Consider the following 16363-nt stretch of genomic DNA (forward strand, 5'->3'; position numbering starts at 1 on the left):
CCATGATTATTATGGATGGCGGCGTTTTTACCTTCAACTTTCATGACACTCAAAGCTAATCATGCTCAATTATGCAACGTGACATCACATTCAGGTGCAACACACTGATAAAACCGGAGTGCCACTGATGAATCGACATCGATCAACACAGCCGAGCATGATCACGAGGCGTCAATATCACTTCGCGAGAGCAGTCTCTTCTGCCAAACGCGCCTGCTTGCCACCCAGTGTGTAGCAGGTATCAATATCACGCAGCATGAACAGCGCGACACAGGCTGCCAGCATCGGCCATGCGGCGAAGAACAGCAGGTTGTCCCAAGGTGTGAAATACAGGCTGAACGCGGAAAGCGTGGAACCCGCATGCAGAATCAGCACGAGACCGTAGGTGATGGTCTTCTTCACACCCGCGAGGAACAACACCAGCAGCACCATCTCGATGGCGGCGAGCACATAGACGATACTGTGGCCAACACCCGCCACGGAATAGAATTTCTCAAAGATACCGACGGCATGACCAGGATCGATGAACTTGTCCAACGTCCACATCGTCATTACCAGAAACACGCCCAGACGCAGCAACAGCAGGGATAGTCGAATTCGTGAGGCATACTGATTCATGCAGTTTATCTCCAGTAGTAAAAAGGCGTGTTTTAGACAACAGGGAGTCATCGTGTACAGCACTTCCTTTCACCTACGCAGAGCATGTGACCTTGGTTTCACTTTCGCGGAGATTTCTTGAAAAAAGAGCCATTCAAGAGATTATTTGCGCGTTTTGCATGATTGGCGCAAGCCACTATTGATAAGAGCGACTTTACACCTCCTCTTGCGCTGCCCTTGTGGTACCTGCGCTAGCGACTGCTGCCAATACCTCATCAGAGGACGGTGTCAGCGATGTTCCATCTTCCACGGACATCTTCCACGGTCATCATCTACGGAGACTTTTCATGCCTGCGGACACACCTCCCAAACCGCTGATACGCTTTCATCCCGGGCACTCGCCAACGACTGACACGTGCGCCACATCACGCGACACACCCATCGAATCACGCTATCCACTACTGAACGAGCAATTGCAGGCGCACGCCACACGTATCATCGCGGAACGCGACAACGGCGATATCGTCGCGTATGCCTGTGCGGTAAGTGCAGTGCCAACGGTGGCACAGGAAATCTGGCTAGCCAGTGGGGAGCTGGAAGCCTTCGCCATCCACCACGGCATCACATTGAGCTGTGTTGAGGATGTGCTCGGCGAGCAACCACACGACCTGCCGACACCTGATGGCATGCCCGCCACCCACAGCCCTGACACCTTTGATTGGCTGCATATCGCGCTGGAATATCTAGTAAATGGCACAACAGCAGGCTGAGCAATACGCGGGATGCCAGCATGATGTAACACGACTTTTTATCAGCGCCTCCAAGGCATCACAGCCTTACACAGCACTAGAAATGTCATCAACCGGCTGTGGATAACGCGAGATATTGCTCAACCTTCTGAAATATCCCACCGTTCAGCCGACACCATCTATCGCCGCCTACGGCACACAAATCGCTATAAAAAGCAGAAAACCACGCCATTTTCGCCATTAAATGCTGATGAATGACGCAAGGCGACGCGGCGGGCTACCTCACCATCGCCTCAATATGATCGATATTCGCTGCGCTGATCAGTCGTTTACTGGCCGGTGGGTGTATCTCAGCCGCAAAACTCGTATTCTGAAGACGTACCTTGGGATGTGAAGCATCCCGTGAGGCAAGCCCTCAAGTATGATCAAGCACAAAATGCATCAGTTATCGCATGACACCAGTACAGCACGCGGAGCAGACATCACGATCGATCATTGAAAACGACCAGCCGAGGAGGTTTACATGAAGGTCTACAAACCTGAATGGCAGTGCACGCTCGACGTGACCGAAGGCCCCGACTCTACCGACCGCTGGTTAACGAAGTTTGCCTGGAAGCTACGCGCCCTGGCAGACCGCGTTGATAGCGGCAGTCGTACAATGAAGATTGACTGTAACGTTACCCCTGCACTCAGTAGTGATGAGATAGACACCTGCCTGGGCAAGGGCTTCGCCCTTAGCCAGAATTTGATGATGCAACTGGCCAACCACGGCGCATGTGAAGACGTGCTACGCGACGCCAAGGCAGAGCTTTACGCAGAAGAGCAGCACCCGCTGTAGATCTCAGTAGAAAATGGCAGATCTACTCGCGGAAGAAAGCGATCAGCATGACGCATGAAAAAGCCCTCTCAGCTATGCTGAGGGGGCTTTTTTATATAACTGTTTTAAAAATCGAAATTAAAAATAATAATGACACTAAATTGAATAATTACACTACAAATGATTTACAAATTACTCTTAATCGATTTCTAGAACACATTAAACTTCAACAAAATTCATGGAAAAATGTATGATAACTGAAATATCTTTACAAAACACTGCCAGCTATAAGACTAAAACCACATTATATACTGACAAGAAGATCAACATAATATATGGATTAAATGGAACTGGGAAAAGTACTTTTTCAAATTACTTACATAAACAAGATGATATAAAATATAACTCCTGCTCAAATTCAAATACAAGTGACAGCAAGATAATTGTCTATAACCAAAGCTTTATACAGGAAAATTTTTATTCAAAAGATACTTTGAATGGAATATTCAGCTTATCTAAAGAAAATAAAGATGCTATAGAAAGAGTTACTCAAATAACATTAGAACTAGAAACATTAGATAAGGTATTGGTTGGTATAAAAAAAGAAATAGCCGAAGAGTTAAAAAAATCCACAACACTTAAGGAATATAGTCAGAATAAAACTTGGGAAATTAAAGCCAACCATGCCGGAGGAGATAGAGTGCTTGAGTTCTGTTTACAAGGTACTATGGGAAGCAGGGCAACCCTTTTTGATTATCTTAACTCTATTCCTTTGCCTAATACTGAACCAGCCAAAACAATTATCGAATTAAAAGAAGAAGCAAACGCAATTAGCGGCGATGATGTCACTAAATACTTCCCTTTAAAAAAATTCAAACCGACAAATCTTAATGATAGTGAAAAAGATCTTTTATCTGAAATAATAATAGGAAGTGAATCTAGTCCAGTGTCTTCACTGATTCTAAAACTTAAAAATTCTGATTGGGTACATGATGGTTTAAAATTCTTAGATAATAGCGACGGAGAAAAATGCCCTTTTTGTCAATCAGAAACTATTACGAAACAACTTACTCATGATATAAGGAACTACTTCGACGAGTCTTACAAGAGTAATATAGAAAAAATAAAACTTATCCGAGATAAATACAGATCAGATTGCACGAACAATCCTAATATAGATTATTATAAAGAAAACAGTTTCACAAAAAAATATATTTTAGATATTAACGAACAATATACTAGGCTAAAAATAGCGGAAGATGATAACTTAAATTTAATTAGCGAAAAGATCTCTAACCCCAGCTTGAGCATCGTACCTGTAGATACCATATCTACTATAAAAGCCCTCAATTCTATAATAGATATTATAAACAACGACATAACAACTTATAACAATAAAATAGACAACTCAGAAGCCGAGCTTCGTATAATAAAATCTGATTTCTGGAAAATCATGAGATTAAAATATGATCAAACAATAAGCAACTACAATGATAGCCTTAAAACCATTAATGCGACCATAGAATCTAAAAATAATCTTTATAGTGATAATGAAAGGCTAAGGTCCAAAAAAAAATCTAGACAGAGAGAGTCATCAAAGAGCTACTGTTAACATAGACGATGCCGTCTTAAGCATTAACCAAGGGCTATTAGACATTGGAATTTCTGGGTTTCATATAGAGAAACATGAAGAAAATCTGTACAGGCTAGTGCGGGACGACATAAATTCTAAAATATTTTCTTCCTTAAGTGAGGGTGAAAAAACAATCATTAGCTTTCTATACTTTAGAGAGATATTTAAGGGTAAAAGTACAGCAACTGAAAACAACAAAAGTAAAATTGCCGTTATAGATGATCCCGTATCAAGCTTATCCCATATATACGTCTACAATATAGGGCAATTAATAAAAAATGATTTTTTAAATCAAAGTCTATTGAGCAGGTATTTATTTTAACCCATAGCCTATATTTCTTCTATGAATTGACCGACACAAATCACGACAGGAGAAGAGAAACCCAGAATCTATTCAGAATAACAAAAAATAACATAGAAAGCAAAATTTCTATAATGAAATATGAAGAAATACAGAATGATTACCAATCATACTGGAGTGTAATTAACGATGAGAATCAACCATCCGCATTAATTGCAAACTGCATGAGAAACATAATTGAATACTTCTTTAGTTTTGTTCAAAAATCCGATTTAAGCAATGTTATTCAAAAACCTGAGCTACAAGATCACAGATTTCATGCCTTTATACGATACATTAATCGCGAGTCACATTCGCTTGGCCAAAACATATTTGACTTTAAAGAATTCGACTATACTGAATTCAAAGAAGGTCTTAGGTTATTATTTTTACATGCAGGATATGAAGAACATTATAAAACAATGTCTAAAATAAAAAAACCTTGATAATCATCAACAATAAAACAATAGAAAACCGTGGCTATGTACCACAGCTATTTTCTTACCCGCAGGACGGCTCACATGCGGTGGTGTCTTTCGCGGCGGCCTTGCTGACTGCCCCGCATACAGGTGCAGGTGTTACTGACTCAGGATCAACCAAGGCGGCGACGACGGATGTCACCTGCTGATAACCGGTGCGCATCAAAAAGGTCGGCGCGCGCCCATAACTCTTGATGCCGACGATATACAGGCCGGATTCCGCGTGGGCCAGCTCCGCTGCGCCGTGTACAGGGACGGAGCCACAGCTGTGCTGGTTAGGGTCGATCAGCGGTGCAAGACGCACGGGGCTTTGCGTGGCGGGGTCCAGCGAGACGCGTAGCTCCGAGAGTAGCGCGAGATCCGGTCGAAAGCCGGTGGTGGCAATGATGCGATCTACCGCTGGCAGATATTGCGCGCCACTTTCCACCACGAGTTGCCCGCCCTCGTGATGAATCGCGTCAATGGCGAGATTCGTCACTACCTCGAATCTGCCCGCTTCCAACCATTGCTGGATACGCTCCTCAAGCGCTCGGCGCTCTTGCAGCTCATCGTCCTCGGGCGAGCGGATGACGTTATCCATCGTCGCGCCGCGCACGCCCCACAGAATGCGCGTATCAGGATGCTCATCCGCCAGGGCGATCAAGTCCTGCAACGCATTGAAGGCAGAATGCCCACCACCGACGACGAGAACGGTCTTGCCCGCATACTGCGCACGCGCCTTGCCGGTGATATCCGGCACGCCATAGGCGATGCTGTCGGCCGCCGCGATTTCACCCAGTGCGGGAATGCCGTGCGCGCCAATACCGTTGGGAGTTTGATAGGTGCCGGAGGCATCGATCACGGCGCGAACGAGCACATCGCGCGCTCCTGCCGGGTTTCCGCTCGCACCACTCACGCGCAGCACGAAGGGTGCGGCGTCTCGGCCAGAGGAGCGCAACACATCATGCTGCTGACGACTGACATGCGTGACGCGTGAGTGGGTATGCAAGCGCGAGGCAATCGCCGGGAGTGCTGCCAGCGGCTGCAGATACTGCGTCAGCAGCTCCGCGCCGGTGGGAAACGCCGTCGGCTCCGGCTCCCTCCAACCCGTCTGCTTGAGCAGAGCCGCCGCGGCGGGATCGATGTTGTAGGACCACGGCGAGAACATGCGCACATGCCCCCAGCTCGCCAGGTGGGCTCCCGCCTGCTCACCGGACTCGAATATGATGGGCTCAATGCCCGCCTCCAGCAGGTGAACCGCCGCGCTCAGCCCTATCGGCCCTGCCCCGATGACGGCGACTGGCAGCTGAGTGATGGGTTGGGTGATGTCATGCTCCATGCGTTATTCCCTCTTGATCGTGCTTGAAAGCCTCGTCACTCGGTATCATCAGCGTAAAACCGTCTGTGCCACTTGGCCATTGCTCTTTAGATAGGCCGCATATTCATATGCCAGAGGAAAAACCCTGGCAGACTTCGCCCGTTCGCCACGTGCCCGCCATCACTCGGTTACACTGACAGCCTCTTTGGCAAGCTGGGACTGTCTCGCCACTTGCTCATCCGTTCTCTCACTCTGTGTGACTCACGCCATGTCGATTTCCGCGCGCCCTTCCAAGCTGAGCCTGCCTCAGGTCAATCCCGGTGTGACGACGGTGCTGGAGTATCTACTGCTCAAGTTTCCGGCGATTGATGAAACGGCATGGCGAGCACGCATGGCCGAGGGCAAGGTGCATCGCGATGATGGCTCGCTGATCACGTCGGAGTGCCCTTTCAAGCCGCAGCTGCGCGTGTTCTATTACCGCGAGGTGGCAAGCGAGCCGAGCATCCTCTTCGCGGAGCGAATCCTCTATCAGGATGAGCACATTCTGGTGGCCTACAAGCCGCACTTTCTGCCCGTCACGCCCGGTGGCCTGTACGTGAACGAGTGCCTGCAGCAGCGCCTGCGCCAGCGCACCGGAATAGAGGCACTGCAGGCGGTACATCGCCTGGATAGAGTCACGGCGGGGCTGGTGATGTGCTCCGTCAATCCCGACACACGCCACCTCTACCATGAGCTGTTCACGTCGCGGAATATCCACAAGACCTATCAGGCCATCGCCGAGACCCACACTGATGAGTCCATTGTCGGCCAGCAGTGGGAGGTGAAGAATCGCCTCGAGCAGAGCGAGCAGCGCTTTCGCATTCACGTCACCGAAGGCGCCGCCAACAGCCACTCGGTGATTCGCTGCGTGCAGCAGACGGGCACCCGCGCGTTGTTCGAGCTGCACCCTGTCACCGGCAGAACCCACCAGCTGCGCGTGCACATGCAGACCCTCGGCTGGCCGATCCTGAATGATCGCTACTACCCCGTGCTGCAGCCGCTCTCACCGGATGACTACACCCGCCCCTTGCAGCTGCTCTCCAGGGGACTTGAGTTCATTGACCCGGTGACTCAGGCACCGAGACGCTTTGAATACGACGGCCAGCTGAGCCTGGCGTGAGGCCAGATAAAGCCCATTCTCGTCGCCGCCTGCCGACATGCCGGCAGCGGCATGTGCACAAAGAATTCATCTGGCGAAGGCTTCCTGCTCGACGTCAGGCGGGCTAAGGTTTTCCTCCTGTCCCATAGAAAATAGGCACATCGATGTCCCGACGTCTCATGTTGACCGGTGGAACTGCGCTTGCCGCACTCCTCTCCTTCCCCGTCCTCGCTCAGCAAGGACAAGATGGGCCGCCGCCCGGCCATGATGGCCCGCCGCCGATGTCTGCTGAAGACGAGGCACTGAGTGAAGCGCTGCGCACGCGCATGGGCGACACCAGCACCCTGATGGAAAGTGTGCCTATCCCCGAGAGCGCCGCCGAGTGCGGTGACACGCCCGGTTATGAGCGCATGCTGTGTCTGATCGACCTGCTCAAGGCGGACATCTCCGACGACGATATCCTGCAGAATCTGCAACATGACTACTCCCGCGAAGAGGCCGAGCAGTGGAGCAACCTGCCTGCCGGTGCCTTCCCGAAACGCCCCGGCGTGCTGCTGGGCGAGCTGAACATCAAGCAGCGTGGCTTCGTCAAAGCCATCATGATGGAAGCCACCGGCAAGGCCCCGGATGAAGGCTTCGACGAGATGATCCAGACGCTCAACGCCGATGACTACATCAACACCGTCAGCACCGACTACAAGGCCGGTTACTCCTCCTACAACACCAAGTTCGCCTTCCTCGGCACACCGGGTGAGACCGGCACCTGGGAGCTGTACTACGGCGGCCACCACATGGCCTTCGCCAACACCTACACCGATGGCAAGCTGGCCGGTGCCACGCCCTCCTTCCGTGGCGTGGAACCCTTCCCCTATTTCGAGATGAACGGACGCGTGAACGAGCCGCTGACCCAGGAACGCGATGCCTTCGCCACCCTGCTCAGCTCGCTCTCCGAGGATCAACAGGCCGAGGCGACACTGGAAGGCACCTACCGTGACATCCTCGCTGGCCCCCAGGCCGACGATGCCATCCCCGAAAGCTATGAAGGCATTCCCGTCTCCGAGCTGGATGATGACCAGCAAGCCCTGCTGCTCACCGCCATCGAGACCTACGTCGACGACATCTCCGCGCCGGAGGCCAAGGCCTACATGGCGAAGTACACCGCAGAGCTTCCGGACACCTACCTCGGCTTCTCCGGCACGCCGCAGGTCAGCGCCGAGAACGATTACGTGCGGATACACGGCCCCTCGCTGTGGATCGAATTCTCGTTGCAGTCGAACAAGTCCACCGACAAGGTCGGCAACCATCCGCACTCGGTATGGCGGGACCGCACCGACGACTACGGCGGCCAGACCGAATGAGCCGGCGCGTTTCCTGGCGCACCGCCCTGCTCGCCCTTGCCGTGATCTCCCTCGGCAATGGGGCCAGCGGGGCGGGAGGCGGCTTCATCGAGACGGCTCACGCCCACGCCCTGCCCGGCAGCGTGCTGACATTCGAGCAGCAACCGAAGGACACGCTGCACCTCACGCTCCAGTTCCCCCGCGAAGACCTGCTGATCGCCGCGCCGGCACTGGCAGCCCTTGGTGAGCAGACACCAGGCCAGCCCCTGCCGCAGCCACTGGTGGACCAACTCGGCGACTACCTCAGTCACCACCTCGCCTTGTCAGCGAATCACACGCCACTGACGCTGCAACTTGTGGGAGCGCACCTCGCATCCACCTACCAGCCACAACTCGGCGACTATGTGCTGGTCATCACCGAATGGAACGTGAAGACCGAAAAGCCCGAACCGGACTCACTGCTGCTGAAATACGACGCCGTGATGCACGAAGTCCGCAATCACCGCGCCGATGTCTACTGGCAAACTCCCGACGGCGACACCCGCCCAATTGCCGGCTTCGGCTTCTTCCACTCCGCCCACGGCGTCCGGCTCGATCTACACAAGGCGAGGCAGGCGCCAGCCAATCAGGAGCGAGCAAGGCGGTAAGCGATCTCTGAATCGTGCCCATAAAAAAGCCCTTCCGGCCATTGGCCAGAAGGGCTTTTTATTTGCTGCGTTCTCGTCTCAATCAGTTCAAGAGACCGTCTCGACAGAACGCTGCGTCAGCTCAGCGAGGGGGGATCGTCAGGCGATCATTCCCACTTAGTTATAAGCATTGATAACGCTTTTATAAAATATTAAATAAAAAAACAAAAATAATTCTGTAAAACACCATACAGCAACCTTTGGATATTTTAATATAATTTATTTGTAGTCCTCTTTAAGCACATCATTTTTACTTAAAAGCTCCTCCACCTGATCCAGATAAGCAACGAGTTCGTCCTGCTTGCCTACGCGATCTGATTTCCATTCCTCTATCGGCCTAAGCATTGCAAGCCCTGATGCATCATAGACTAGCTGCTCCAACTTTTGATCTGTTTCATCGTATTCACGCAAGTAAAATTCACTCCATCGACCGAAGGCCAATATCCATAGCGACACTCTGAGTGCAGAGTCCCACTGAGCCCAGTCTGAAGTGCTGGCAAGTGGCTGTTGCAAAATTCGACGTTGCCGGTTCAAGATTTCACTAATCACAGTCAGACTAGCTTCCCGCTGCTCAGAGCTACTGCAGGCAAAAAGATAAGAAGCAATATTAGTCGTCTGCCCTTCACGAGCTCGTTCAAACAAGCAAGACTGGTTATTCGATAGTGTTCCCAACATGCTAGTCAGCTCCTGCATCCAAATATTACAGGCATCTTCAATGACGACACGTTTATTCTTTAACAACGGTAAAACCACTTCTCGGAATAACCAGGGTTCAGCCCACGACAATTGGCCCATATGGCCTCGCATAGAGTCTACCAAGCACTGCAGTTCACCTAAGGTGATTGCCTCTGGCAACATTTCATGCAGCACTGCTACCAAATCTTTAAAAATTCTTTCTTTATTCGGATCCATGGCCACATGCTGTATCATCCAGCCTAGTGCGCGCACACGTTCCTGGCTTGGAAAAGCTTCTAGCAACGATAGTACTGAGGTAATCCCGTCCTGTTTAACTAACTGTCGCTCGACTGCGCTAAGGCCCAACCAGCTCAGCAAGCCGTGTTTTTTTTGAACAAGATTATCAAGTTGAGTTTTGCTAATATTAAATTCTATCGACAATGAAATCTCACTAACAATCTGGCTTAACAGAGACAATCTAACGGCTTCGCTCTCAACGGGCTCAACTAATAAAATAAAAGACTGTTCTTCGACAATATCTAACAAGTAACTTGGCGCGTACCACCACATGAACCTGATGGCAAAGTATTCAGACCAAGTTAGGGCCGTGTATTTCGTAGGGTGAATCAGGTGGCTTGTGCGATAAGAGCTGCGCAGTAACATTTCAACTGACTGGTGAAACAATTTAACATCTAACGTTGCTAACTCCCTATTTATATCATCATGCACGCGCTCAAACGAATTTTTAATAAATTCATTTAAAAATTCTAGAAAATCGAGTTCGTATTCGAGATAGCTTAATCTAATATCATCTATAGAGGAGTGTGCGAGTATTTCGCCTAGCACTTCCCATGTTGGAGTAAAGTCATTATGTCTGACTTCTTGCTTGGGAATACAGTTTTTTAATCCATCTGTCAGCGAGAGGGCATTATCTTTAAGCAAGCCTAATGCTGTCATCTGCAACCGTAGCTGATCACCACTCAAATCCTTCAGGGTAGTTTCACCGAACCAAACGCTGAGCACGCTGCCTGCTTCAGGCTTTTCGATAAAGCTTAGAGGCTCGTAGCGCCGAGACTTTGAAGGTAATGCCGTAGAATCGAAGAGAAGCCGCATAGCGGGGTTCTCAGTCTTACTGGCAAGCTGGCTATCGCTATCCTTTGCTTCTTTCACCAGTGCAGATTTATATTGTTCTACTTGAAGCAGAACATCTGCTGGGATCGGTGTGATCAGTAAGGGAAAGTTTTCCGCCGCTTTTTGAAAGGAGTTAGACAAATGATACCCAGCGACGGGAAGCCCGTTTTCCCCCATGACCATAATGTAACGATCGTGTAGCCGCCCTTCTTTCAGACCATATATACGGAGTTTAAATCTACTTAGCAAATGACTATTATGCTCACAGCTCGCTATTAGATTATCGACTCGTCCTGAGGTAGAATTTTTACATTTATCCTGAGCCTCCCCTTCCCCCTTGGTCGGCTTTGGTAGTGACGTAAAGACAATATAATCTGAATTCATTGCCGCGTAAATAATCACAAGTCCCAATCCTGCGGTCTCGAAATAGGGATCGAATATTACAATTTGATTTTTCTGATACTTAGCCAATAGTGACTTAAACCACTCTACAAATTGTAACCTTCCTTCTCCATTACCCATACTCCATTTCTGGAAAAAATTTCCTTCTGACTTAGGTGCATAAATCTGCGCAAATAAAGAAACAAGCTCGCGGTTCACTGGAACCCAAGGGTCCGCAATTCTACCACCAATTTTACTATCAAAACTCGAGGCTCCATGGTTGATCTTAAGTGCATTTTTCACGCGATCTGACATAGCCGGCCTTGTGGATTTTTCAAGCCAGTCGAATTTAACTGGACTAGAGCCTTTATTCATTAATTGACCATGAATATTTACTTCCCGCACGTACATCACTTTCCATCTACAACAGAGAACCCCCTCATTCGGGTGCTCATTTTTATATCCAAAAACTTCCAAAATTATACTATCGGCCTGCTCTTTCAAGCTCTCATCCACTTGAAACTGATGTTCAAACACACCTTCATTATCACATGTAGCAGAAGCAATAAGCGATGAAAAAACCTGTCCATCGTTTTCAATACTCAAGTGAAAATTAATTTTACTAAAGGAAGGCACCTGCAACGGATCAAATCGAACAGAGATAGCAGGTGGTGAGTCGATCCATTCTACATTTAATAAACTCTGCTCAAATTCATTTAGTGTAGGAAAAACTAATAACTCAATATCTCCAAAGCGTGTAGTATCTGTTTTTCTAAAGTCCAAACCGGTATCTTCATCTAACTTTCTAACTACGAAGTCTGTTAAGTCTGCACTATACTCATCATTTAAGCAAAATAAGGATTTTTTATTTCCTTGGACAATTGAGGCACTGAATGCACTAGCTCCACCATGAGGACTAGAAAGCCCCCACTTCTCGCATGCATCTCGGTTCATCAAATAAGCGACAGGACGATAAACAATATTATTATAATCAAGGCAAGTAGGGCCGAATCTTCTATTTATTTTATTTTGGCATTCAAAAGCCATGCTTTTATTTATAGATGAAATAGAACACCCCTCAGTCATTTTTCTTAAAATATTTTCACATTGGATACTACTCATATAGAGATTAAGACGGGTTAGCTTCACATTATATATTCCGAAAGTGAATTTCTTATCATTATCACTACAAGACCAACTGTTATTAACATGACAATATGGGAGCATTCGGCCGTATACTATGCGCGTTTCGGAAGACTGGCTGGATTCAACTTCCAATACCCAGAGCTGCAATGCACAAGGCTTATTCTGTGCAGTAAATAAACGTGAAAGGCGACTATCCTTAACAATACTGTCTAATTCTGCAGTCATTTGCTTACAATCTCCAAACTATAATAGAATATAAAATAATCTTAGATTAAGTTATCATCAAATATACTCATTTAATAAAACTTTATCTAGTACCAATAGAGCTTTTTCAAAAGGCACAAAAAAGCCCTTCCGGCCAATGGCCAGAAGGGCTTTTTGCTTGCTGCGTTCTCGTCTCGATCAGTTCAAGAGACTGTCTAGACAGAACGCTGCGTCAGCTCAGCGAGGGGTGATCGTCAGGCGATCATTCCCACTCAATGGTGGCCGGCGGCTTGCTGCTGACGTCATAGGTGACGCGCGAGACGTGCTCCAGCTCGTTGATGATGCGGTTGGAGACCTTCTCCAGCAGCTCATACGGCAGGTGCGCCCAGCGGGCAGTCATGAAGTCGACAGTCTCGACGGCACGAATGGCGATGACCCACTCGTAACGACGGCCATCGCCGACGACGCCGACGGACTTGACCGGCAGGAAGACGGCGAACGCCTGGCTGGTCTTGTGGTACCAGTCGAAGTTGTGCAGTTCTTCGATGAAGATGGCGTCGGCTTCACGCAGGATATCTGCGTATTCCTTCTTCACTTCACCGAGGATACGCACGCCCAGACCCGGCCCCGGGAAGGGGTGACGGTAGACCATGTCGTACGGCAGGCCGAGTTCCAGGCCAATCTTGCGCACTTCGTCCTTGAACAGTTCACGCAGCGGCTCGACCAGTTCCATCTTCATGTCGTCCGGCAGGCCGCCGACATTGTGGTGGGACTTGATGACGTGTGACTTGCCGGTCTTGCTGGCGGCGGACTCGATCACGTCAGGGTAGATGGTGCCCTGGGCGAGGAAGTCGACATCCTTGAGCTTGGTGGCTTCGGCATCGAACACTTCGATGAAGGTGTTGCCGATGGCCTTGCGCTTGGCTTCCGGGTCACTGACGCCCTTGAGCTTGCCGAGGAAGAGGTCTTCAGCGTCAACACGGATGACCTTGACGCCCATGTGGCGTGCGAAGGTTTCCATGACCTGATCGCCTTCCTTCTTGCGCAGCAGGCCATTGTCGACGAAGACGCAGGTCAGCTGAGCACCGATGGCCTTGTGCAGCAGCGCCGCGACCACGGAGGAATCGACACCACCGGACAGGCCGAGCAGCACCTTGCGATCACCCACCTGAGCGCGAACGCGATCGGTGAGGTCTTCGATGATCTTGGCCGGTGTCCACAGACGCTCTGCCTGGCAGATCTCGATCACGAAGTGCTCGAGAATACGCTGGCCCTGCAGGGTGTGAGTGACTTCCGGGTGGAACTGCACGCCGTAGAGCTGCTTCTCTTCCCACGCCATGGCGGCAATCGGGCAGCTCGGGGTGGAGGCGGTGACCGTGAAGGTTTCCGGCACCTGGGCGACCTTGTCGCCGTGGCTCATCCAGACGTCAAGCAGCGGACGGCCTTCGTCATCCAGGTGGTCCTTGATGCCGCTGAACAGCGCGGAGTCACCATCGACACGAATCTGGGCATAGCCGAATTCACGCACGTTGGAGCCTTCGACCTTGCCGCCGAGCTGCTCGGCCATGGTCTGCATGCCGTAGCAGATACCGAATACCGGCAGACCCATCTCGAACACGCACTGCGGGGCACGCGGCGAATCAAGTTCGGTCACGGATTCCGGACCACCGGCAAGGATGATGCCGTTGGGGTTGTACTCGCGAATCTCTTCTTCAGTGATGTCGAAGGCACGCACTTCGGAGAACACGCCCAGCTCACGCACGCGACGTGCGATCAGCTGAGTGTACTGAGAACCGAAATCGAGGATCAGGATCTTGTGGGAATGGATGTCTTGCATCTTCAGTCTCTCATTGGGGAGTCGTGAGACCCGCTTCGGAGCTGCGAGGGAGCACGAGAGGGGCCGAGACTTCCGGAACCCTAAGCAAAGCGGGAACCCGTCTAGGGCTCCCGCTTCACGTCGCGCTTCGCTGTGCTTCAGTCGCGCCGGTAGTTGGGCGCTTCTTTGGTGATCTGCACGTCATGGACGTGGGATTCGGCGAAGCCGGCACCGGTGATCTGCACGAATTCAGGCTTGGTGCGCATCTCTTCGATGGTCTGGCTACCGGTGTAGCCCATGGAGGCACGCAGGCCACCCATCAGCTGGTGCACGATGGCGCTCATCATGCCCTTGTAGGGCACGCGGCCTTCGATGCCTTCCGGGACCAGCTTCTCGACGCCGGCATTCTTGTCCTGGAAGTAACGATCGCTGGAGCCCTGGGTCTGGGACATGGCGCCCATGGAACCCATGCCACGGTAGGCCTTGTAGGTCCGACCCTGGAACAGCTCGACTTCGCCCGGCGCTTCTTCAGTACCGGCGAGCAGGCCACCGATCATGACGATGCTAGCGCCTGCGGCGATGGCCTTGGCGATGTCACCGGAGAAACGGATACCGCCATCGGCGATGACCGGCACGTCGTACTTGGCCATGGCAGCCACAACATTGGCGACAGCGCTCATCTGCGGCACACCAACACCCGCGACGATGCGCGTGGTGCAGATGGAACCCGGGCCGATGCCGACCTTGACGCCATCAGCGCCAGCTTCGGCCAGCGCGATGGCGGCTTCAGCGGTCGCGATGTTGCCACCGATGACCTGAATCTTCGGATGGTTCTGCTTCACCCAGGCGACGCGCTCGATCACGCCCTTGGAATGGCCGTGTGCGGTATCGACGACGATGACATCAACGCCGGCTTCGGCCAGTGCGGCAACGCGATCCGGCGTTTCCGGGCCGGTGCCGACAGCGGCGCCAACCAACAGGCTGCCGTTGCTGTCTTTTGCGGCGTTCGGGTAGGCCTTGACCTTCTCGATGTCGCGCACGGTGACCAGACCACGCAGGCGGAATTCGTCATCGACGACCGGCATCTTCTCGATGCGGCTTTCCTGCAGCTTGGCCTTGATTTCGTCCAGTGACGTACCTTCAAGCACGGTCACCAGCTTGTCGCGGCCGGTCATGATACCGGCGACGGTATCGCTGTGATCCGGTTGAAAGCGCATGTCACGGCCAGTGACGATGCCGACCAGATATTCACCCTCAACGACCGGGAAGCCGGAGTAGCCGTGTTCCGCGGACATTGACAGCAGGTCCTGGATCTTGGCTTTCGGGCTGACGGTGACCGGGTCACGCACGATGACGCTCTCGTGCTTCTTGACCTTGCGGACTTCCGCCGCCTGCTGGACGATGCTCATGCTCTTGTGGATGATGCCGACACCGCCTTCCTGAGCCATCGCAATGGCCAGGCGAGCTTCGGTGACAGTATCCATCGCGGAAGAGATAAGTGGGATATTGACGCTGATGTCACGTGTGAGACGGGATCTCAGGCTGACGTCCTTGGGGAGGACCTCGGAGTAGCCGGGGACGAGAAGAACGTCATCAAACGTCAGAGCTTCTTGCGCTATACGTAGCATGTCGAACGCCCAGTAGCAGTTTGTGAGGGATGCGCGAAAGCCGCAGTGCAGGGCCTGAGTGACAGGCGCCATGACTACGGATATTGCGGTGCTGCGAGAGGTAATGACCCATTATAGCTCATATGAATCCCTGCAGACAAACGTCGCACGCTATGGAAATGAAAATCCCGAACGCCGCGACACTAACCGATTGGTCAAGTGTGGCGGCGCCATCGGGGGTCTCAATACTCCCTCAATACGCTCTCGATTCATGCCTGGTGCAATGGCACGACAGCTTGCGAGCGGCACCATCAGCGCCGCCAGGGGCTT

The 16363-nt window shown here is 51.2% G+C and carries 11 protein-coding genes and 1 pseudogene; 7 read left to right on the forward strand and 5 right to left on the reverse strand.

What is annotated here, in order from left to right; translation table 11 throughout:
- Positions 1-177: 177 nt before the first annotated feature.
- Positions 178-618: a hypothetical protein gene (locus tag BF12_RS0109485; RefSeq protein WP_024952065.1), complete on the reverse strand. Its 441-nt coding sequence runs from the start codon at positions 616-618 to the stop codon at positions 178-180.
- 326 nt (positions 619-944) lie between these two features.
- Here BF12_RS0109485 and BF12_RS0109490 point away from each other — a divergent pair, with 326 nt between their 5' ends.
- The 4 genes and pseudogenes from BF12_RS0109490 to BF12_RS23695 all read left to right on the forward strand — a co-directional run bounded on the left by BF12_RS0109490 (position 945) and on the right by BF12_RS23695 (position 4582).
- Complete coding sequence (locus BF12_RS0109490; protein ID WP_024952066.1) at positions 945-1367, forward strand: hypothetical protein; 423 nt, start codon at positions 945-947, stop codon at positions 1365-1367.
- A gap of 502 nt (positions 1368-1869) precedes the next feature.
- The gene (locus BF12_RS0109495; RefSeq protein ID WP_024952067.1) at positions 1870-2184 is read left to right on the forward strand and encodes a hypothetical protein; all 315 of its coding nucleotides are present in this window, start codon (positions 1870-1872) and stop codon (positions 2182-2184) included.
- A gap of 229 nt (positions 2185-2413) precedes the next feature.
- Positions 2414-3775: an AAA family ATPase gene (locus BF12_RS22355; protein ID WP_211242419.1), complete on the forward strand. Its 1362-nt coding sequence runs from the start codon at positions 2414-2416 to the stop codon at positions 3773-3775.
- Between the two features lie 43 nt (positions 3776-3818).
- Positions 3819-4582, forward strand: a pseudogene (locus tag BF12_RS23695) (AAA family ATPase).
- 55 nt (positions 4583-4637) lie between these two features.
- Here the strand turns inward: BF12_RS23695 and BF12_RS0109505 are convergent.
- The gene (locus BF12_RS0109505; protein WP_156941160.1) at positions 4638-5933 is read right to left on the reverse strand and encodes an FAD-dependent oxidoreductase; all 1296 of its coding nucleotides are present in this window, start codon (positions 5931-5933) and stop codon (positions 4638-4640) included.
- A gap of 247 nt (positions 5934-6180) precedes the next feature.
- On the opposite strand from BF12_RS0109505, the gene BF12_RS0109510 reads away from it, so the two are divergent.
- The 3 genes from BF12_RS0109510 to BF12_RS0109520 all read left to right on the forward strand — a co-directional run bounded on the left by BF12_RS0109510 (position 6181) and on the right by BF12_RS0109520 (position 9034).
- Entirely contained in the window at positions 6181-7071 is an 891-nt protein-coding gene (locus BF12_RS0109510) for a pseudouridine synthase (RefSeq protein ID WP_024952069.1), read from the forward strand.
- 143 nt (positions 7072-7214) lie between these two features.
- Positions 7215-8408, forward strand: coding sequence for a DUF3500 domain-containing protein (locus tag BF12_RS0109515; protein WP_211242420.1), 1194 nt, complete (start codon positions 7215-7217; stop codon positions 8406-8408).
- Positions 8405-9034 carry a hypothetical protein gene (locus tag BF12_RS0109520; protein ID WP_024952071.1) on the forward strand — a complete coding sequence of 210 codons (630 nt, stop codon included), beginning with the start codon at positions 8405-8407 and terminating at the stop codon, positions 9032-9034. The genes BF12_RS0109515 and BF12_RS0109520 overlap by 4 nt, the downstream gene beginning before the upstream one ends.
- Positions 9035-9292: 258 nt before the next feature.
- On the opposite strand, the gene BF12_RS0109525 is transcribed toward BF12_RS0109520, so the two are convergent.
- The 3 genes from BF12_RS0109525 to guaB form a co-directional block, all read right to left on the reverse strand.
- Positions 9293-12631 (reverse strand): VPA1262 family protein, encoded by a 3339-nt coding sequence (locus BF12_RS0109525; protein ID WP_024952072.1) that lies wholly within the window; start codon positions 12629-12631, stop codon positions 9293-9295.
- A 241-nt stretch (positions 12632-12872) separates the two neighbouring features.
- Positions 12873-14447: a glutamine-hydrolyzing GMP synthase gene (gene guaA / locus BF12_RS0109530; RefSeq protein WP_024952073.1), complete on the reverse strand. Its 1575-nt coding sequence runs from the start codon at positions 14445-14447 to the stop codon at positions 12873-12875.
- A gap of 137 nt (positions 14448-14584) precedes the next feature.
- Positions 14585-16054 (reverse strand): IMP dehydrogenase, encoded by a 1470-nt coding sequence (gene guaB, locus BF12_RS0109535; RefSeq protein WP_024952074.1) that lies wholly within the window; start codon positions 16052-16054, stop codon positions 14585-14587.
- Between the last annotated feature and the right edge of the window lie 309 nt (positions 16055-16363).

It is taken from the genome of Cobetia crustatorum (assembly GCF_000591415.1).
GTDB lineage: Bacteria > Pseudomonadota > Gammaproteobacteria > Pseudomonadales > Halomonadaceae > Cobetia > Cobetia crustatorum.